This window comes from Cupriavidus sp. BIS7 (assembly GCF_000292345.1).
Taxonomy (GTDB): domain Bacteria; phylum Pseudomonadota; class Gammaproteobacteria; order Burkholderiales; family Burkholderiaceae; genus Cupriavidus.
On the sequence record NZ_ALOU01000025.1, the window covers coordinates 20,443 to 40,399 of the forward strand.

At 60.3% G+C, this 19,957-nt stretch carries 20 protein-coding genes; 12 read left to right on the forward strand and 8 right to left on the reverse strand.

All coding sequences use genetic code 11. From position 1 onward, the window contains the following. Positions 1–56 precede the first annotated feature (56 nt). From B552_RS0110160 to B552_RS0110205, 9 genes are all read left to right on the forward strand, one after another. Positions 57–2,225 carry a type I secretion system permease/ATPase gene (locus tag B552_RS0110160; RefSeq protein WP_019448910.1) on the forward strand — a complete coding sequence of 723 codons (2,169 nt, stop codon included), beginning with the start codon at positions 57–59 and terminating at the stop codon, positions 2,223–2,225. Continuing rightward, entirely contained in the window at positions 2,222–3,655 is a 1,434-nt protein-coding gene (locus B552_RS0110165) for an HlyD family type I secretion periplasmic adaptor subunit (protein WP_019448911.1), read from the forward strand. The genes B552_RS0110160 and B552_RS0110165 overlap by 4 nt, the downstream gene beginning before the upstream one ends. A 261-nt stretch (positions 3,656–3,916) precedes the next feature. Beyond that, positions 3,917–4,312 carry a hypothetical protein gene (locus tag B552_RS0110170; protein ID WP_157160227.1) on the forward strand — a complete coding sequence of 132 codons (396 nt, stop codon included), beginning with the start codon at positions 3,917–3,919 and terminating at the stop codon, positions 4,310–4,312. Between the two features lie 146 nt (positions 4,313–4,458). Then, positions 4,459–4,788: a hypothetical protein gene (locus B552_RS28830; RefSeq protein WP_157160228.1), complete on the forward strand. Its 330-nt coding sequence runs from the start codon at positions 4,459–4,461 to the stop codon at positions 4,786–4,788. Further along, the gene (locus B552_RS0110175) at positions 4,775–5,227 is read left to right on the forward strand and encodes an HlyD family efflux transporter periplasmic adaptor subunit (protein ID WP_019448913.1); all 453 of its coding nucleotides are present in this window, start codon (positions 4,775–4,777) and stop codon (positions 5,225–5,227) included. The genes B552_RS28830 and B552_RS0110175 overlap by 14 nt, the downstream gene beginning before the upstream one ends. Positions 5,228–5,237: 10 nt before the next feature. After that, entirely contained in the window at positions 5,238–5,909 is a 672-nt protein-coding gene (locus tag B552_RS0110180; RefSeq protein ID WP_019448914.1) for a hypothetical protein, read from the forward strand. A 200-nt stretch (positions 5,910–6,109) separates the two neighbouring features. Further along, positions 6,110–6,775, forward strand: coding sequence for a hypothetical protein (locus B552_RS0110190; protein WP_019448916.1), 666 nt, complete (start codon positions 6,110–6,112; stop codon positions 6,773–6,775). Between the two features lie 204 nt (positions 6,776–6,979). Next, positions 6,980–7,648 (forward strand): hypothetical protein, encoded by a 669-nt coding sequence (locus B552_RS0110200; protein ID WP_019448918.1) that lies wholly within the window; start codon positions 6,980–6,982, stop codon positions 7,646–7,648. Positions 7,649–7,661: 13 nt separating this feature from the next. Beyond that, on the forward strand, positions 7,662–10,430 hold the full coding sequence (locus B552_RS0110205; protein ID WP_019448919.1) for a calcium-binding protein: 2,769 nt from the start codon (positions 7,662–7,664) through the stop codon (positions 10,428–10,430). 91 nt (positions 10,431–10,521) lie between these two features. Here B552_RS0110205 and B552_RS0110210 read toward each other — a convergent pair whose 3' ends face one another. The 3 genes from B552_RS0110210 to hppD form a co-directional block, all read right to left on the reverse strand. Further along, positions 10,522–11,718: an amino acid aminotransferase gene (locus B552_RS0110210; protein ID WP_019448920.1), complete on the reverse strand. Its 1,197-nt coding sequence runs from the start codon at positions 11,716–11,718 to the stop codon at positions 10,522–10,524. Between the two features lie 84 nt (positions 11,719–11,802). After that, positions 11,803–13,191, reverse strand: a complete 1,389-nt coding sequence (locus tag B552_RS0110215; protein ID WP_019448921.1) for an amino acid permease — start codon at positions 13,189–13,191, stop codon at positions 11,803–11,805. A gap of 178 nt (positions 13,192–13,369) precedes the next feature. Further along, positions 13,370–14,443: a 4-hydroxyphenylpyruvate dioxygenase gene (hppD, locus tag B552_RS0110220; RefSeq protein WP_019448922.1), complete on the reverse strand. Its 1,074-nt coding sequence runs from the start codon at positions 14,441–14,443 to the stop codon at positions 13,370–13,372. Between the two features lie 214 nt (positions 14,444–14,657). Here hppD and B552_RS0110225 point away from each other — a divergent pair, with 214 nt between their 5' ends. Beyond that, entirely contained in the window at positions 14,658–15,131 is a 474-nt protein-coding gene (locus B552_RS0110225; RefSeq protein WP_019448923.1) for an Lrp/AsnC family transcriptional regulator, read from the forward strand. A 29-nt stretch (positions 15,132–15,160) separates the two neighbouring features. Here the strand turns inward: B552_RS0110225 and B552_RS0110230 are convergent, their stop codons facing one another. Next, positions 15,161–15,487, reverse strand: a complete 327-nt coding sequence (locus tag B552_RS0110230; RefSeq protein WP_026035521.1) for a thioredoxin family protein — start codon at positions 15,485–15,487, stop codon at positions 15,161–15,163. Positions 15,488–15,719: 232 nt separating this feature from the next. Here B552_RS0110230 and B552_RS0110235 point away from each other — a divergent pair, with 232 nt between their 5' ends. Further along, entirely contained in the window at positions 15,720–16,016 is a 297-nt protein-coding gene (locus B552_RS0110235; protein ID WP_019448926.1) for a DUF2249 domain-containing protein, read from the forward strand. Positions 16,017–16,098: 82 nt separating this feature from the next. Next, on the forward strand, positions 16,099–16,962 hold the full coding sequence (gene xth / locus B552_RS0110240) for an exodeoxyribonuclease III (RefSeq protein ID WP_019448927.1): 864 nt from the start codon (positions 16,099–16,101) through the stop codon (positions 16,960–16,962). Positions 16,963–16,980: 18 nt separating this feature from the next. On the opposite strand, the gene B552_RS0110245 is transcribed toward xth, so the two are convergent. The 4 genes from B552_RS0110245 to B552_RS0110265 all read right to left on the reverse strand — a co-directional run bounded on the left by B552_RS0110245 (position 16,981) and on the right by B552_RS0110265 (position 19,891). Next, positions 16,981–17,586 (reverse strand): TetR/AcrR family transcriptional regulator, encoded by a 606-nt coding sequence (locus B552_RS0110245; RefSeq protein WP_019448928.1) that lies wholly within the window; start codon positions 17,584–17,586, stop codon positions 16,981–16,983. 222 nt (positions 17,587–17,808) lie between these two features. Beyond that, on the reverse strand, positions 17,809–18,306 hold the full coding sequence (locus B552_RS0110255) for a hypothetical protein (protein ID WP_019448930.1): 498 nt from the start codon (positions 18,304–18,306) through the stop codon (positions 17,809–17,811). 409 nt (positions 18,307–18,715) lie between these two features. Next, on the reverse strand, positions 18,716–19,411 hold the full coding sequence (locus B552_RS0110260; RefSeq protein WP_019448931.1) for a fumarylacetoacetate hydrolase family protein: 696 nt from the start codon (positions 19,409–19,411) through the stop codon (positions 18,716–18,718). 57 nt (positions 19,412–19,468) lie between these two features. Continuing rightward, positions 19,469–19,891, reverse strand: a complete 423-nt coding sequence (locus B552_RS0110265) for a VOC family protein (RefSeq protein ID WP_019448932.1) — start codon at positions 19,889–19,891, stop codon at positions 19,469–19,471. Positions 19,892–19,957: the final 66 nt, after the last annotated feature.

Sequence of the window (19,957 nt, forward strand, 5' to 3'; positions counted from 1 at the left end):
AGTTCTCCAGACAACATCCAGTTCATAGCATTTCCACGAAATAGGGCTGACCGCTCATGAGCGAACGCCCGCCGCTTGCGCTGGTCCCCGAGAACGGTGAGACCAGCGGTGACGCGCGTCTCAACGCCGTCGATACCGGTATCGAGTGCCTGTGCCTGATCGCGCGACTGCATTCGCTGCCGGTCGAGGCTGCGCAGATCAGTCATGAGTTTCGAGCGGGAGCGACGCTGACCACGCAGGAGATGCTGCTGGCCGCCAGAAAGCTCGGGCTATCGGCAAAGGCGAGCCGCCTTCGCGCCGATCGGCTTGGCAAGGCTTCGCTTCCCGCGGTTGCCGTGGGCAAGGACGGCACCTTCGTGGTACTTGCCAAGCTGGAAAATGGCCAATGCCTGATTCATGACCCACGCGCCCAGCGCGCCGAGGTACGTTCGTTCGACGAGTTCGAGGCTTGGTGGAACGGCGAACTGATTCAGTTCGCGTCGCGTGAATCGATGGCGGGCGAGCTTGCCAGGTTCGATTTCACGTGGTTTATCCCGGCCATCGTCAAGTATCGCCGCCTGCTAGGCGAAGTGGTGGTGGTGTCGGCGGTTCTGCAGATATTCGCGCTGATCACCCCGCTGTTCTTCCAGGTGGTGATGGACAAGGTGCTTGTGCATCGCGGCTTCACCACGCTCGATGTGATCGCTGTCGGCCTGCTGGTGGTCATCCTGTTCGAGGTCGTGCTGACGGGTTTGCGCACGGGCCTGTTTGCCCATACCACCAGCCGTATCGATGTGGAGCTGGGCGCCAGGCTGTTTCGCCATCTGCTGGCCTTGCCGCTCTCCTACTTCCAGTCACGCCGGGTTGGCGACTCCGTGGCACGGGTACGGGAACTGGAGACGATCCGCAATTTCCTGACGGGCAACAGCATCACCGTGGTGCTGGACCTGGTGTTCTCGGTGATATTCCTCGCGGTGATGTTCCATTACAGCGGCTGGCTGACGCTGATCGTGGTGATTTCGCTGCCGTGCTACGTGCTGCTTTCCGCGCTCTGGACGCCGCTGCTGCGCGCCAGGTTGCACGAGAAGTTCAACCGCGGCGCCGAGAACCAGGCGTTCCTCGTGGAAACGATCGGCGGTATTGACACGATCAAGGCGATGGCGGTGGAGCCCCAGTGGACGCGCAAGTGGGACAACCAGCTTGCCGCCTATGTGTCGTCGGGCTTTCGCACTACCACGGTGGGCACGCTGGCCAATTCCGGCGTGACGCTGGTCAGCAAGCTGGTCACGGTAGCCACGATGTACTTCGGTGCCAAGCTGGTGATCGAAGGCAGTCTGACCGTGGGCCAGTTGATCGCATTCAACATGCTCGCCGGACAGGTGGCGCAACCGGTCATGCGCCTGGCCCAGCTATGGACCGATTTCCAGCAGACCGGGATCTCCGTGCAGCGCCTGGGCGACATCCTGAACACCCGTACGGAAGGCACCGGCGCGAAAACCACGTTGCCGCCGGTGCGCGGCCAGATCACGCTGGACGCGGTGGTGTTCCGCTATCGGCCCAACATGCCGGAGGTCTTGCGCCGCGTCTCGCTGCAGGTGGAGGCGGGCGAGGTGATCGGCATCGTGGGACGCTCCGGCTCGGGCAAGAGCACGCTGACCAAGCTGATCCAGCGCCTGTACCTGGCCGAGCAGGGACGCATTTTCGTGGATGGCATTGACCTGGCCATGGTCGATGCGACGTCACTGCGCCGGCAAATCGGCGTGGTGCTGCAGGACAACACACTGTTCGCGCGTTCGATTCGCGACAACATCGCACTGACCGATCCGGGCGCGCCGCTGGACGCCGTGATGCGCGCCGCCAGACTTGCTGGCGCGCACGATTTCATCGCCGAACTGCCGGAGGGATACGACACGCTGGTGGGCGAGCACGGCGCCACGCTTTCAGGCGGGCAGCGCCAGCGCATTGCAATAGCGCGTGCGCTGATGGTCAATCCGCGCATCCTGATCTTCGACGAAGCCACCAGCGCGCTCGACTACGAGTCCGAACGCGTTATCCAGGACAACATGAAGGCCATCTGCCGCGGCCGCACGGTGCTGATCATCGCGCATCGGTTGTCCGCCGTCAGGGAGGCCAACCGGATCATCGTCATGGACCGGGGCGAGATCGTCGAGGTCGGCTCGCACGACGAACTGATCGCGAAGGCCGATGGCCACTACGCGCGACTTCACGCGTTGCAGGCCCGATGATGAAGCACGCTACCCTGTACTTCCGATCGATCGGGGACCTGCTGGCGCGATACGGCCGGGCGTTTGCCCACGCGTGGCGGGAGCGCAGGCAGCACGATGCCGGCACCTACCGGCGAGGCGAGGCGGACTTCCTGCCCGCCGCGCTATCGCTGGTGGAGACGCCCCCATCTGCCGCACCGAGAGTGGTCCTCTGGCTGCTGATGGCCTTCGCCACCATCGCGTTGGCGTGGGCCATCTTCGGCAAGATGGACATCGTGGCCTCGGCGCAGGGAAAGATCGTGCCGAACGACCGCACGAAACTGATCCAACCGCTTGAGACCTCCAAAGTCACGGCGATCCACGTGACCGACGGCCAGGCCGTCAAGACCGGCGACGTGCTGATTGAACTCGATCCCACCGCCGCACAGGCCGACCAGCAGCGTCTAAAGGTGGAGCGGGTAGCGGCCACACTCCAGATGGCCCGCTCGCGCGCCATGATCACCGCCATCGAGCAGGGGCGCCTACCGTCGCTGGCCCGCCCTGAGAACACGCCCGAGGCCGATTTCCTCGATGCCACACGGCTGCTGGACGGGCACTACGCCGAATACGCCTCCCGCCGCATCCGCATCGAAGCCGACCTGCAACGACGAACCGCCGAGCGCCAGTCCACGCTGGAACTGGTCCGCAAGCTCGAACGCACCGTGCCGCTGGCCCAGCAGCGCGCAAACGACTTCAAGACGCTCGTCGAGAAGAACTTTGTCTCGAAACACGGCTACTACGAGCGCGAACAGGTCCGCATCGAGCAGGAGGCCGACCTGGCCGCGCAGCGCAGCCGCCTGAACGAGATCGACGCGGCCATCACCGAAGCACGCAGCCAGCTTGCCGCCCTCTCTGCCGAAACGCGGCGCGCGCAACTCGACAGCCTCAATGACGCACAACAGAAGCTCGCAGCACTCGAGCAGGAGCTGCGCAAGGCGGACATGCGCACGACGCTGACCCGGCTTGTGGCGCCAGTCGACGGAACGGTCCAGCAACTCGCCGTGCACACGGTGGGCGGCGTGGTGACAGAGGCCCAGCCGCTGATGATCGTGGTGCCCAAGGACAACCCGGTCGAAATCGAAGCTTTTCTGGAAAACAAGGACATTGGTTTTGTCACTACGGGCCAAACAGCGACGGTGAAGGTGGAGACGTTTCTTTATACGAAATACGGAACGGTCGACGGCACGGTTACGGCGGTGTCGGGGGATGCCATTAACGACGAGAAACGGGGGTTGATTTATGCGACGCGCGTACGGCTGGAGAAATCCGTGATGAATATCGACGGACGGGAGGTGAGGTTATCGCCGGGGATGGCAGTGACGGTGGAGGTTAAAACCGGGAAACGGCGGGTGATTGAGTATTTTTTGTCGCCGTTGATGGTGTATGGGGCGGAGAGTTTGAGAGAACGATAACCGCAATTATGGAGAAGGGGTGCCAGCGAAATTTGTGGCGAGTGGATTATGAGATTCGAGATTTTCTTGTTTTAAGAGGGGGCGATTATTCATGAGTGCGAGTCGAGTGTGGGGTGTCGTGATTGCAAGTGTTGCTGCGTTCGTATTCCCGCTTGTGGTCGCGTGGCCGCTTGTATTGCATCCAACGCCAATGGATTTGTTGTCGGTAAGGTTTCCTCTGTGAAATCGTTGAGTGAGGAATGATACAAAAATATTCGAGATATGGAGAAATACTTAAGCATCGCAAATGTATTGCTTCTGCTTCTTGCTTGTTCTCTGGGTCTCCTGGTTGGAACCAGCGAGTTCGTTCAAGGATGTCTTCATGGAAAGGCAGAAATTATGTCGTTTTTTGTGGTTGTTCTTGCCGGTTTCCGTTTCATTGTGGAGGTCAAGGCCATGCGGATGATTCCATTGGAATATCGAAAAGTATGGATCACAGGTAATCCATTTGTTAGGGAAGTTATTTGTAGGCTCTTTTTCGTCTTCTTTGGGGGGTGGTGGATTCTTGGGAGATTCAAGTTGGGGGCGTTGCTGAGTCACGTCGTTCTGGCTGTGGTGGTCTCATTTTTGGTCGGCAGTTTCTTTGAAGCTATCAGGCTTCTAAGAGGAGGTAAATAATGGGTTCCGGAAAGTATGTCGGGATGGGGTATCTGGCTTGCCGAAAAAACTAAGGATCATAGATACATAGGATGTATGTCGGGCGGCGACAAAATCAACTCGACGCGGTCCTCGATATTGTCGTTCATTCTGAAATGGTCTGAGCTATGACGAGAATCGATGAAAATATTGGCGTAAAAGAATATTTCGTGGCGAGCAGTAAAACATTAGATGGCTTGGTGTGTTTTGTGCTGTCTTCTTTGAGTCTGCTAATGGCCGTCGGCTTGTTGCTCGGATATGAGTTTTTACCACTTCGGGTTGCTAATGGCGATGGCAAGAAAATTGTCCTGCTAATGTCATCTCCAATATTATTGTTTTTGATATTGGTGCGGTTACGGCAGCTTCCATTTTCCGATGGTGGATTTTCCGTTGTGATCCGGGCAGTGCTTTGTGCTGCATTTTTTTGGTTTATCAACTTCTACAATGGTGATCTATGAGTATTCTGCAAATGGCTTTGTAATTTCCATAAGGTTTCTGATAAGCGTGGTGACGGAGGCCCTGCCGCTGATGATCGTGGTCCCCAGGGACAACCCGGTCGAAATCGAGGCCTTTTTGGAAAACAAGGACATTGGTTTTGTCACTACGGGCCAAACAGCGACGGTGAAGGTGGAGACGTTTCTTTATACGAAATACGGAACGGTCGACGGCACGGTTACGGCGGTGTCGGGGGACGCCATCAACGATGAGAAACGGGGTTTGATTTACGCGACGCGCGTGCGGCTGGAGAAATCCGTGATGAATATCGACGGACGGGAGGTGAGGTTATCGCCGGGGATGGCAGTGACGGTGGAGGTTAAAACCGGAAAGCGGCGGGTGATCGAGTATTTCCTGTCGCCGTTGATGGTGCATGGGTCGGAGAGTTTGAGGGAGAGGTAGGAGATTGGTCATGAACAAGAACACGAATCCGGTCATGAAGGCGGAGCGGAATGCCCGCTATCAGCAGCCTGGCGATGTAATCGCCATCGACATCGCCGACAAGGCGCTCGTAAGACACGCGCTCACCGTCGGGATCGTTACAGGCGTACTGGCCCTGGTGCTACCTGAGTGGCCGTGGATGTCCCACACCTGGTGGGTGGAGTTCGCTGTCGGACTGTTCCCGGCTGCCGGCAAGGTCGCAGCGATCTCTGTGCTGCCGGCGGTGACTAAGGTGGTGCTGACAACTGGAATGCTGCTTGCAATTGTCGGGGCGCTGCACTTCCTGATATGCGTCGACGCGTTCTTCCCACGGGCAAGAAAGGGAATGCGTAACGTCAACGGCAGGCGGTTCCAGATCGCATGGCGAGGGACGATGGGAGCGATGTTCTTAGGCCTGCTCTTGCTACTGCTCCTCTACTTACCTCTTTTCCGAGACAGTCCCCTTTCATTTGCCGACAGTCACTCGAGAGGCCAGATGTTCGTGGCAAGCATGACGAATTCCCGTGTCGGGCTCTCTATGGCCGCAGGGACGATTGCCTTCGCGTGCCTAGTGCTCTGGTATGGAATCTTCTATGCCGCCTCTCTCGTTGTGGCTGTTCTCGTAGTCCCTCAGCGATTAAACCCTTCTCACGGAGATCAATGAAATGAATACGTCAATGAGCTATGAGGAATTTCGTAGGGGCGTTGTCAGTTACGTGCGACGTGATCGGTTGCGAGGAATCTCGTCGGAGATCGAGATGATGGATGGAATCAAAGCAGGAATGCAGCAAGCGATTGAGTAATCCCTGTCGCCATTGTTGATGCAAGCCTAGGAGGATTTTTGGGAAAGGTAAGTCACCAATCATGCACAAGAATTTGAGTATAACAATACACAATGAAAGTGTCACCAGTGCGCAATCTCTTAGCGATGTGGCCGCGATCAAAGTCGCTGACAAATTGCTCTTGAGGCACGGGCTAGCCATTGGGGTTCTCACCAGCGTAGTGGCTCTGGCGCTACCCGAGTGGCCGTGGATGTCCCACACCTGGTGGGTCGAGTTTGCTGTCGGATTGATCCCCGCTGCAGGCAAGGTTTCATCGATCTCTGTGTTGCCTGCTGTGACACAGGTGGTTATGACAACGGGAATGCTGCTGGCGATCGCTGGAGCACTGAATTTTCTGATACGCGTAGACGCATTCTTCCCTCGGGTGAGAAAAGCGATGCGCAACGTGAACGGCAGGCGCTTCCAGATCGCATGGAGAGGGACGGTTGGCGTGATTTTCTGTGGTCTTTACTTGCTGTTTTTCCTCTATTTCCCACTGGGAGACCAGCCCATCTCGATGGCAGAAAGTCACACAAGAGGTCAAATGTTTGTGGCAGCCATGACAAATTCTCGTACCGGATTCTCGGTAGCAGCCGGCACCATGACTGTTGCCTGTCTCTACTTTTGGTACATGTTCTTCTATATAAATTCTCTCATCGCAGTCGTCTTCATATTCCCTCAGCGAGTCAACTTGTCTTACGGAGATTAATAAAATGAGTACGTCAATGAGCTATGAGGAATTTCGTAAGGGCGTTGTCAGTTATGGGGGCGAAGACCGGTGGCGAAGATTTGCGTTATGGCTGGTGGTGATCGCCGAGATCATGAACAGGGGCACGGTGAGAGATTGAGCATTCCTTGTCGCACTTGATAGTGCAGAGAACAAAGGGTTCGAGGGAAGGGTGAGTCATAGAACATGGATAAAAACTTGAGCAAAGCAATGCAATACGGCTGTGGTGTGGGCCTGCAATCTGCGGGCGATGCTGTTGCCATCAATGTCGCAGACAAGGCACTTGTCAAACATGCGTTCATCGTTGGGATCGTCACCGGCGTACTGACGTTGGTGCTACCTGAGTGGCCGTGGATGTCCCGAACTTGGTGGGTGGAGTTCGCTGTCGGAATATTCCCTGCCGCCGGCAAGGTTGCTGCGATCTCCGTGCTTCCTGCGGTGACACAGGTGGTCCTAACAACCGGAATGTTGCTTGCATTCGTCGGGGCGCTGAATTTCCTTATACGTGTAGATGCATTCTTTCCACGGACGAGAAGGGCAATGCGCAACGTGAAGGAAAGACGCTTCCAGATTGCGTGGCGAGGGACGATGGGCGTTATCGTCGCCAGTCTCCTCCTGCTTTTGATTCTTGACTTCCCTCTACAGAATCATCCGATCTCACTGGCCGACAGTCACTCGAGAGGGCAGATGTTCGTGGCAAGTATGACGAACTCACGTTTCGGCCTCTCGATGGCCGCAGGCACGATTGCTTTCGCAAGCCTAGTTCTCTGGCACGGTGTCTTCTATCTCGCTTCTCTCATCGTGGTCGTTTTTGCGTTCCCTCACCGGATGAACCTTTCTCACGGAGATCAATGAAATGAGTACGTCAATGAGCTATGAAGAATTTCGTAAGGGCGTTGTCACTTACGGAGGCGCGGTCGCCAGTGCATGGTCCGAGGGTGCCAAGAAGTATGCGGAGCGGGTGACCAAGCTCGCCAAGGAAACCGGAGAGGCCGCACTGAGCGCGCAGCAGCACTATGACGCCTTCGCGAGATCCCAGGGCGAGGCATTTCGCGAGGCCGCCGCGCGCGCGAACACATGGGCGGAGGCAGCCGAGAAGGCAGGAAACCGCGGGATTGGCAACATCATGCGCAAGTACGCAGTGCTTTCAGATGCGAAGGCATCGCAGATCCTGGACGGCATGATCGATAGCCGGAAGTGGCTCGAAGGCGAGCTTAGTGCGGCCCGAGCCGCCAGCGCTGAGGCGACGCAAACGTTTGCTCGTGTGGGCGGAACGCTCGGAAAGCTGGCCGGCCCGGCTGTCGATGCGGCGCAACTTATGGCAGGCGCGATTGAGTACGCACGCACCGGCAATTCATCCACATTTGAGTCTGCGTGCATGAGCATCGCGCTCGGCTGGGCGGCGGCCGGCGCCATGGGCTGGCTAATGGCCGGAGTTGGCGTCGTCGTTGGCATGCCCGTAGCGTTTCCCGCAATTGCGATTGGGATTGCGGCCGGCGCGGGCTCCTATTTCGGAGGTGCGTTGTGGCCAGAAACAAAAGAGTACTGGCTCGACAGCGAATTCCTCCGCGGCCTTACCAACAACATAGGCGACGTCATCACTGGTATCGCCGACACCTTCAAGCGCGCTGAAACTACCCGCAGCCCGATCATTCTCGACCTGGACGGCGACGGCGTCGAAACGATCGGCACCGGCTCCGGCGTCTACTTCGACCACGACAACAACGGCTTTGCAGAGAACTCGGGATGGGTGGGCAAGGATGACGGCATCTTGGTATGGGACCGTAATGGTAATGGCCAGATCGACGACGGCACGGAGCTGTTCGGCAATAACAGCACGTTGTCAAACGGCCAGAAGGCTACCAACGGCTTCCACGCATTGTCCGAACTGGATAGGAACAAGGATGGCAAGGTCGATGCATCGGATGCCGATTTTGCCAATCTGCGCGTTTGGCGCGACACCAACAGCGATGGCGTGGTGCAGCAGGGCGAACTGCTGTCGCTAACGGAAGCGGGAGTCAAGAGCCTGGACGTTGCGTACACCGAACCGGGAAAGCTCAATGCAAATGGCGATGGGCCTGCTGGCGTGATCGATGGCAATGGCAACCAACATCGACAGGTTGGCAGCTTCGAGCGAACGGACGGCACCCGGCACACGATGACCGATGTCTGGTTCAAGGTGGATGGCGCCAAGACAATTGAGCGCGAGCTGGTCGCCGTTGACGAGTCCGTCGCAGCTCTGCCGAATCTTCAGGCCGCAGGTAATGTACGTAGCCTGCACCAGGCCATGATGCGCGACAGCGGCGGGCATCTGAAGAATCTGGTTGCGCAGTTTGCCGCAGCCGAGAACAGCGCGGCCCGGCAATCGTTAATGAACGAACTACTCTTTCGCTGGGCTGGCGTGCACGATGTGGATCCCACCAGTCGTGCTGCAAGCCAGATCTATGGCAACGTCATAGGCGATGCCCGCAAGCTGGCGACGCTCGAGGCGTTTCTTGGCGATTCCTATCTGGGTACGTGGTGCTGGGGGACGCGCGATCCGAACCCTCACGGCAGCGCCGCGCCGCTTCTGCTGGAAGCGTACGACAAGCTTGCCGACTACATGTATGGGCAGTTGATGCTGCAGACGCATTTCCGCCCGATTATTGAAGGGATACGGGTCGAGGTCAGTGACTCTGGCGTTTCGCTGAATGTATCCGGCGCAGTAAAGCTTCTACGGGAAGCATTTGCGACCAAGGGCGACGCAGGTGCACTCTACATGGCGGAATTCTCTGAGGCACTGAAGACTGCTGGAGCATTTGGATCACAAACTTTGCAGCTATTCCGCAATTCGAGTTGGGAGGGGGAATCCATCTTCGATCAGCATCTGTCGATGCTTGGTTCTGCGGCAATATTCGGGGGTGCCAGTTTCGATCGGCTTATAGGGACGGCAAAGGCCGAGTATTTGTTTGGGCTGGCTGGCAACGACTGGATGTGCGGATTCGGCGGCAACGACGTGCTCGATGGCGGAGACGGAGACGACCGGCTGGACGGTGGCAGTGGCGACGACGTGCTGCTGGGCGGAGCGGGCAACGACTATCTGGACGGTGGCCGTGGCGATGACGCGCTCAATGGCGGTGCAGGCGATGATGTTCTGGCCGGTTGCTATGGCAATGACACGCTGCTGGGCGGCGAGGGTGATGACGAACTGTACGGCGAAGCCGGCAACGATTCGCTCGATGGTGGCACTGGCGACGACTACCTCGACGGCGGCACCGGCAACGACACCTACCACTTCTCCCGCGGCGACGGCGCAGACGTCATCCACGACTACGACACCACCGCCGCCAACACCGACATCCTCGCCTTCGGTTCAGGCATCACGGCAGACCAGCTTTGGTTCCGGCGCGTCGACGCCGGTCTCGAAGTCAGCGTGATTGGTTCATCCGACAAGACCACGATCCAGAACTGGTACTCGGGTTCGGCCTACCGGATCGAGCAGTTCAAGACAGCCGATGGAAAGGTGTTGCTCGATACGCAGGTTGAAAACCTGATCAGTGCGATGGCCTCGTTCAACCCGCCCTCTGCCGGGCAGAGCACACTGCCCCAAAATTACCACGATGCATTGCAAGGGGTGATCGCCGCTAACTGGAAGTAGGGCGGCTTCCGATCACGGTCGCTCAAAAGACGAAGGCCACCCGAAGGTGGCCTTGCAACTTCAAAGGCGTACGTCAGCCGTATCAGCCGAATCAGGCCTTCAGCACCTGCCCGATTGCATTGGCGACAACACCAACGTTGCGATCGTTCAGGCCGGCCACGCACATGCGGCCCGAGCGCAGCACGTACACGCCGTGCTCGTTCTTGAGGCGGTCTACCTGGTCTGCAGACAGGCCCGTGTACGTGAACATGCCGCGCTGGGTGATGTAGCGCGACAGCTTTTCGCCGGTCACGTGCTCGCGCAGCTGGTCGTGAATCGACTGGCGCATGCGGGCGATGCGGTGGCTCATTGCTGCCAGTTCCTGCTCCCAGCTTGCGCGCAGTGCGGGCGTGGTCAGCACGCGGGCCACCACGCGAGCGCCGTGGGTCGGCGGGTTGCTGTAGTTGGCGCGCACGGCGCCAGTCAGCTGGCCCAGCACGCGGCTGGCTTCGTCGGCGCTCTGGCAGACCACCGAAAGGCCGCCGCAACGCTCGCCGTACAGCGAGAAATTCTTCGAGAACGAATTGGCCACCAGGCACGGCACGTTCTGGCGGGCCAGTTCACGCACGGCGAAGGCGTCGTCGTCGAGGTTGGAACCGAAGCCCTGGTAGGCCATGTCGACGAACGGCAGCAGCTTGCGTGCCTTGAGTACGCCGATCACCTGGCGCCACTGGTCTTCGTTCAGGTCCACGCCGGTCGGGTTGTGGCAGCACGCGTGCAGCAGCACGATGCCACCCTGCGGGATTGCTTCGATCGCCGACAGCATCGCGTCGAACTTCAGGCCGCCGGTGGCTGCGTCGTAGTACGGGTAGGTGTTGACCTTGAAGCCGGCGCGCTCGAATACCACGCGGTGGTTCTCCCAGCTCGGATCGCTGATCCACATTTCCGCTTTCGGGAAATAGCGCTTCAGGAAATCGGCACCCACGCGCAGCGCGCCCGAGCCGCCCAGCGTCTGCAGCGTGGCAATGCGGCCTTCCGCGCGTGCGGCGCAGTCTTCGCCGAACACCAGCGCCTGCACGGCCTGGCGGTAGGCGGCGATACCGGCCATCGGCAGGTACGGGCGCGGGCCCATGTCCGACAGCAGCGCGGCCTCGGCTTCGGCCACGGCCTGCATGACGGGCAGGCGGCCTTCGTCGTCAAAGTAGATGCCGATGCTCAGGTTGACCTTGTTGGTACGGGGGTCCTGTTGAAAGTCCTCGTTGAGCGAGAGGATCGGGTCACCCGGGAAGGCTTCGATGTGTTCGAACATGGGATGCGTCTGGCTTTTTTGGTTCAGGGGGCGGCGGCCCATGCTACGCACAGGCCGCACAGACGGACTACTGGACTACTGAAATTACTGGATCTGGGCGTTGGCGGCGGGCATGGCCGAGCCGGCGTTTTTCTGCCGGAGGCGATAGCTTACGCCAAGTACGGCCATCCAGACCGGAATCAGGTAGACCGAGATGCGCAGACCCGGCGTCAGGAACATCACCACCAGGATGCCAGCCAGGAAGGCCAGCGTCAGGTAGTTGGTCAGCGGGTAGCCCAGGCTCTGGAAGCGCGTGGTCTTGCCGGCGGCCTGCTTGGCACGGCGGAACATCAGGTGAATGATGCTGATCATCGCCCAGTTGATGATCAGGGCCGATACCACCAGACCCATCAGCAGTTCAAAGGCCTGGCCCGGCATGAAGTAGTTGATCACCACGCAGATGCCGGTGGCGATGGCCGAGACGGCCAGCGCGGTCAGCGGAATGCCGCGGCGATTCACGCGCAGCAGCGAACGCGGTGCGTTACCTTGTTGCGCCAGGCCCAGCAGCATGCGGCTGTTGCAGTAGACGCCGCTGTTGTACACGGACAGCGCGGCGGTCAGCACCACGACGTTCAGCACGGTTGCCACCAGGTCGCTGTTCATCGCGTGGAAGATCAGCACGAACGGGCTGCCGCCGGTGACGACCTTTTCCCACGGGTACAGCGACAGCAGCACGGCCAGCGCGCCCACGTAGAAAATCAGGATACGGTAGATGACCTGGTTGGTCGCCTTCGGGATGCTCTTCTCGGGGTTGTCTGCTTCCGCCGCGGTGATGCCCACCAGTTCAAGGCCGCCGAACGAGAACATGATCACGGCCATCGCCATCACCAGGCCGCTGAAGCCATTCGGGAAGAAACCGCCGTGCTGCCACAGGTTGGCAACACTGGCTTCCGGGCCGGCGTGGCCAGATGCCAGCAGGTAGGCGCCAAAGACGATCATGCCGACGATGGCCACGACCTTGACGATCGAGAACCAGAATTCCATCTCGCCGAACGACTTCACGCTGGCAAGGTTGATCGCGTTGATGATCAGGAAGAACGCCAGCGCGGAGACCCAGGTCGGGATGCCAGGCCACCAGTACTGGACATAGATGCCCACGGCGGACAATTCGGCCATGCTGACCAGGATGTAGAGCACCCAGTAGTTCCAGCCGGACATGAAGCCGGCAAAGTGACCGCAGTACTTGTTGGCGAAGTGGCTGAACGAGCCGGCGACGGGCTCGTCCACGACCATTTCGCCAAGCTGGCGCATGATGAAGAACGCCACGATACCGGCCAGCGCGTAGCCGAGCAGCACCGAGGGGCCGGCCAGCTTGATGGTCTGGGCGATACCCAGGAACAGGCCGGTGCCGATGGCGCCGCCCAGCGCGATGAGCTGGATGTGACGATTCTTCAGGCCGCGTTTTAGCGTGCCCTGATTGTCGGGAGCGTGCATGAGTTGTTTCCTCTACCCATTCTTGTGGAATGTCAGGCGCGTCTCTCTGGAGGTGGACGCTTGTAGATAAAGCGCACCGGCGCGGGTTGCGCCGGGCGCAGGGTATGCGCCGCCATCCGGGGGGATGCCGGCACAAATCTGGATAAACGAGGATAGGGGGGCGATTGCCCCCGGAGGATCAGACCTTCAGCGTGCCGCGTTCGATCTGGTCGCGCTCGAGCGATTCGAAGAGCGCCTTGAAGTTGCCTTCGCCGAAGCCATCATCGCCGGAGCGCTGGATGTATTCGAAGAACACCGGACCCAGCACAGTCTTCGAGAAGATCTGCAGCAGCAGGCGCGGCTTGCCGCCTTCGGTCGTGCCATCCAGCAGGATGCCGCGGGCCTTGAGCTGGTCCACAGGTTGGCCGTGGCCCGGCAGACGCTTGTCCAGCGCCTGGTAGTAGTAGTCGTTCGGCGCGGTCATCAGCTCGACGCCAGCCAGTTGCAGGCTGTCGATGACCTCGAGCAGGTTGTCGACGGAGAAGGCGATGTGCTGGATGCCTTCGCCGTTGAACGCCATCAGGAATTCCTCGATCTGGCCGGCGCCCTTCGACGATTCCTCGTTCAGCGGAATGCGGATCTTGCCGTCCGGCGCGGTCATCGCCTTCGAGGTCAGGCCCGTGTACTCGCCCTGGATGTCGAAGTAGCGGATTTCGCGGAAGTTGAACAGGCGCTCATAGAAGCTGGCCCAGTAGGCCATGCGGCCACGGTAGACGTTGTGCGTCAGGTGGTCGATCAGCTTGAGGCCGTGGCCCTTCGGATGGCGGTCCACGCCTTCGATGAATTCGAAGTCGATGTCATAGATCGACTTGCCGTCCTCGAAGCGGTCAATCAGGTACAGCGGCGCGCCGCCAATGCCCTTGATCGCGGGCAGGCGCAGTTCCATCGGGCCGGTGGCAATCTCCACCGGCTGGGCGCCCAGCATCAGCGCGCGGTTGTAGGCCTTGTGCGAGTCCTTGACGCGGAACGCCATGCCGCAGGCGCTGGGGCCATGCTCGGCGGCGAAGAAGGCGGCGGGGCTGTGCGGCTCGTTGTTGACGATGAAATTGATGTCGCCCTGGCGGAACAGCACCACGTCCTTCGAACGGTGACGCGCCACCAGCGTGAAGCCCATCTTCTCGAACAGCGGTTCCAGGACGTTGGGCGTGGGCGAGGCGAATTCAACGAACTCGAAGCCCATCAGTTGCATCGGGTTTTCAAACAGGTCAGCCATGGTCTGTACTCGGGGGGCGAATGCGGGGTGGAAATAATATTGCGGCAGGGAAGCGGTATGGGGGCACTCTGGGGGCACTTCGAGGCGCTTCCTGTGCTGCTCGACATGCGAAAAGTTTATATGTCGCCCAGCTAAATAGGATTTCCTTAGGGGCGCAGGAAAACCCTCGGATATGAGATAAGATTTCGCCAAACTGCCAGTCTAGGAAATCAAAATGCAACATCCGGAACTTGACCGCACGGATCGCCGCTTGCTCGGTGTGCTGCAGGAAAATGGCCGCGCGTCCAATCTGGACCTTGCCGAGGCGATCAATCTGTCTCCGGCGCAAACCTTGCGCCGTCATCGGCGCCTGGAGGAAGGGGGCATCATCAAGCGCTACGAGGCGCGCCTGGACAGTTCGGCGCTGGGCTTCGGCGTCACAGCGTTCATCCATGTGACGATGGAGCGCGGGCATATCCGCGACCTGTCCAAGTTCAAGGGACTTGTGGCGGAACTGGCGCAGATCCAGGAGTGCTTCTCCGTGACCGGCGATATCGACTACGTGCTGAAAGTGGTGGCCAAGGATCTGAAGTCTTTGTCCGACTTCCTGCTGGACACGCTGATGCGGATCCCCGGCGTAAGCGGCGTGAAGTCGAGCGTGTGCCTTGACGAGATCAAGTGCACAAGCGCCATGCCCTTGGATCTATAGCGGCCGCCGGGTGTCAGCGGCCCGGGTGCTTATTGCGCAATGCGCCGCATGGCAGCGGCAATGTCCTTTGTGTCGTCCGGGCGCACCAGCCGCGCCACTTCCTTACCATCGCGCAGGAACACCAGCGTCGGCCAGAGCTTGACGCGAAACGAGCGGCCAAGCGGGCGGCCGCTGCCGTCCTCTACCTTGATGTGATGGATGGCCGGGTAACCGCTGAAGGCGTCCTCGATCAGCGGCTGGGCCCGCATGCAGTAGCCGCACCATGGCGCCCCAAACTCAAGCAGCGTGGCACCCGGCAGGGCGTCGATCTCGGCGCGGGCCGGCTCGGTGGCGACAAAGCTCTTGCTCATGCTCATTGCGGTGGGGCTCCTTGATGCGTTCTGGCGTGCGTCCCGCGCGTGCGGGCGGCGTGGCCATCATTCTGCCAGCGGCCACGGATTCGTGTGCGGCATCCTTTTCCTGCTGGGCGACTCGCCGGTCTTGGTGCGGATCTGATCTAAGTCAACTGTGCCTCTGATTAGGCTATCTACTATTGATGCATTCTCAATGCATCTTTTGTGGATGCCGCACCCAACCGAAAGGAATCACATGTCACAGCACGTTTCCACCGCTTCCAGCCACCAACTTGACCTCCGCTCGATAGCGCCGCGCGACCGTCATCCGCTGATCTTTTCGACGTTTGCAAAGCTCGACGTCGGTCAGGCGCTGGAACTGGTCAACGACCACGATCCGCGGCCGCTCCAATCGCAGTTCCAGATCGAACGACCCGGCCAGTTCTCCTGGAACTACCTGGAGCAAGGGCCGGCCACATGGCGTGTGGCGATCACGAAGACGGCGTCCGCCGCCAAGGCCGGACAGTGCTGCGGAGGCTGTGGCGGCGCCTGAACGGGGTTTTCGGGAGTTGTGATCGGCGACGAAGCCGGACGGGAAACTACACTGGAAAGCTACCCGACCCGGAGCGGCGCCGATGGGCCATCTCAAGATCGCAACGTTCAATATCAACGGCGTCCGCGCACGGCTGGAGTCCTTGCTGGCGTGGCTAGAACGCGAAAGCCCTGATGTGGTGTGCCTGCAGGAGCTGAAATCCGTCGATGACGCATTTCCGGTCGACGAGATCCATGCTGCCGGCTACGGCGCGGTCTGGCTGGGCCAGAAGTCGTGGAACGGCGTGGCGATTCTTGCCAGGGGGGTAGACCCGGTCGAAGTGAGGAGAGCCCTGCCCGGTGACGACGATGACACGCAGAGCCGGTATATAGAAGCCGCGGTTGGTGGTGTGCTGGTGGCCTGCCTGTACCTGCCCAACGGCAACCCCCAACCGGGCCCCAAGTTCGATTACAAGCTTGCGTGGTTCGAGCGCTTGATCCGGCACGCCGCCGGGCTCTACAAGAGCGGCCACCCGGTGGTGCTGGCCGGTGACTTCAACGTGGTGCCGACGGACGAGGACATCTACAACCCGCGCTCATGGCTCAAGGACGCGCTGCTGCAGCCTGAAAGCCGCGATTGCTACCGCCGCCTGCTCGCGCAAGGCTGGACCGACGCACTGCGCACGCGCTATCCCGATACACGCATCTACACGTTCTGGGATTACTTTCGCCAGCACTGGGAGAAAGACTCCGGGCTGCGCATCGATCATCTGCTGCTGAGCCGGGAACTGGCGCCGCGCATGCGCGATGCAGGCGTGGACAAGTGGGTGCGGGGAGAGCCGCACGCCAGCGATCATGCGCCGGCGTGGGTGAAGATCGATGTCGGCGAAGCGAAAGCGGCAAGCGCCGGTGCGGCAGGCAAAACAACGCCCGCCGCGAGAGCAGGTCGGCGGGCGTCGGGCACGTGAACGTGCCAAAAGCAGGAATTACGCGGCGACGGCTTCGTGCTGGTCAATGGCGCAGATCGAGCCGCCCACGGCGCCAATCAGCATGTTCGCCGCTGCTTCAAGCCGGTCATTCGACCCGGACATCCGGGCAGTAATCAGCCCATTCTGAATCGCGCCATACAACACCTTGGCCAGCAACTGCGGCGGCACCGGATAGCGCTCACCGCGCTCGGCCTCTGCACGCTCTAGCAAGCCGGCGATGAAATTCTCGTTGGCCTGGAAGTGTTCTTGCAGCAGCGTGCGGACCGATTCCGGCAGCACCATCACTTCAGCGGCCAGCATGCCGATCAGGCAGATCTGACCCAGGTCGATCCCGTTGCTCAGTGGCAGTACATACCGCTGCGCCTGTTCCACCAGCGGGAGGCTCGTGTCGATTGCCGCGAGCCGCGCCTTCGAGGTCTTGCGATACTCGCGCACAACCTCAAGCACCAGGTCATCCTTCGAAGGGAAGTAGTAGTGGATGCTAGACGTCTTCACACCGACCAGTTCCGCCAAGTCGCGGTAGCTGAAACCGTTATAACCTCGGCGCCGCATCAGCACGGAAGCGTGTTCAAGCAGTTGTTCGCGTACGGATACCGTTTTCATGGCGACTGTCTCCGGTTTTTGGTTTGCCGGAGACCCTCCAGTATTTCGCCGTCCCTCAGATGGACAGCGACTTTGCAACCAGCGAGACAAGGGCGCCGCTGCCGAGGCAGAGCACAACCCATCCGCCCAGGATCAGGGCACTGTCACGCAAATTCATGATGAAACTCCGTTTCGGTTTCTGGCTGCCAGCCAGGCTTCGCGGCCGGGCTGGCTAGCCGGGACTCAGGCGTTGGCGCCGTCGGTGTACGGGTCGAACTTGCCGGCCTTGGCACCGTCCGTGTACGGGTCAGCCTGGCGGGCGGGGCTGGCCGACACGCCAGTGCGATCCAGGCCGGCGACCATGCGGGCGCCGTCGGTGTACGGGTCATACTTGCCGGTCTTGGCACCGTCGAGGTACGGGTCGAACTTGCGCGACGGTTCGCTCGACACACCAGTGCGATCCAGGCCGGCGATCGTGCGGGCGCCATCGGTGTACGGGTCATACTTGCCAACCTTGGCGCCGTCCGTGTACGGATCAGCCTTGCCGACGCGGGCGCCATCGGTGAACGCATCGACCTTGCCTACACGTGCGCCGTCGGTGAAGGCGCTGCGCTGGTCGTTGACGCGGAAGCTGTAGCCGTAGACTTCGCCGGCCTTCTGGGTGGCGGGGGCGGCCTGGGCGGCGCCGGTCACGAAAGCGGCGGCGAGGGCGGCGGCGGTGAGGATGGTCTTGGCGTTCATGATGCTCTCCTTGCGAAGTGCCGGGCGATCTCTTGGTTTGAGGTGGATCGCGGGGCCAAAGTGTGTGCTGCGAATGTCGGGGTCTTTGTTTGGGCCTTGCTGCTATCTACTGCTAGATAGATACTCAGGGCTAAAAAAAAGACCGCCTCCCGGTACTGACTAACTACTTGGTGTTGCGTGGATCGGCGGGTTGCTGCGGGTTTGTTTGCTGCATCGCGTCGTCCATGACGTGGATATTATCTACTACTAGATAGATAAGCAAGGGAAATTTGGAGAAATTGCGATGTCGGGAGTCGAGGGGTTGCTCTAAGGCCGCCAAGGCCATCCGCTAACCCTATGAATATCAAAGAAAAACGGCGTTGACTCCTTGGCGGATTCAACGCCGTCTTGCTGGGCTGGGTGCTGCTGCTTACCGCTTGCCGATCGTAAAAGCGATCTCGCCGACACCTTCGACACCACCCGTGACAACGTCGCCCGGGTTCAGTGCACCGACGCCGGCAGGCGTGCCAGTGAAGATCACGTCACCAGGCTGCAATGCCACGGCTTCGGAGATATAGGCAATCACGTCGGCGACGGGCCAAATCAGTTCGGACAGGTCACCCTGCTGGCGTACCTCGCCATTGACCTTGAGCCAGATTGCGCCCGTCGACGGATGGCCGACGCTCGACACCGGATGCAGCGGCCCGCACGGGCCCGAAGCGTCGAACGCCTTCGACCAGTCCCATGGGCGGCTCATCTTCTTGGCGACGTCCTGGAGATCGCGGCGCGTCATGTCCACGCCCACGCCGTAGCCCCACACCAGATCCAGCGCCTGTGCCGGGCTGACGTTGGTGCCGCCCTTGCCGATGGCGACAACCAGCTCGATTTCATGGTGAAGGTTCTCCGTCAGCGACGGGTACGGCACGGTACCTTCGGCTGCCACCACGGCATCGGCAGGCTTGGTGAAGAAGAACGGCGGTTCGCGATCGGGGTCCTTGCCCATCTCGCGCGCGTGCGCGGCGTAGTTGCGGCCGACGCAGAACACGCGGCGGATCGGGAAGCGGGCCTGGCTGCCTGCCACGGCGACGCTGGCCTGCGGGGTGGGCTGGATGACGAAGTCGGTCATGTCTCTTATGTCTCTTTCTGTCCGGGGAAATCGGTGGATGGATGGCTCGCCGCCACGTTACTTCGCGAATACCTGGCTCAAGTCGCCGAATGCCTTGAACTCCAGCGCGTTGCCCGATGGGTCCAGGAAGAACATCGTTGCCTGCTCGCCAACCTCGCCCTTGAAACGCACATGCGGCTCGATCACGAACTTCGTGCCGGCGGCGCGCAGCTTGTCGGCCAGCGCTTTCCATTCGCCCATCGGCAGGATCGCCCCGAAGTGCCGCACGGGCACATCGTCCCCGTCGACGGCGCTGGTTGAGCGATGGCCGCATTCGTCCGGCGAGAGGTGCGCCACTACCTGATGGCCGTAGAAGTTGAAATCGACCCAGGCATCGGAGCTGCGGCCTTCCGGGCAGCCCAGCAGATCGCCGTAGAACTGGCGTGCGGCGGCAAGATCGTGAACGGGGAAGGCTAGATGGAACAGCGGAATGGCATTCATGGCGGGGGCTCTGCGTGGGGTGGCTCTCAGTGGTGTCGTTGATTGTAATCAGCAGAACTCGTAATA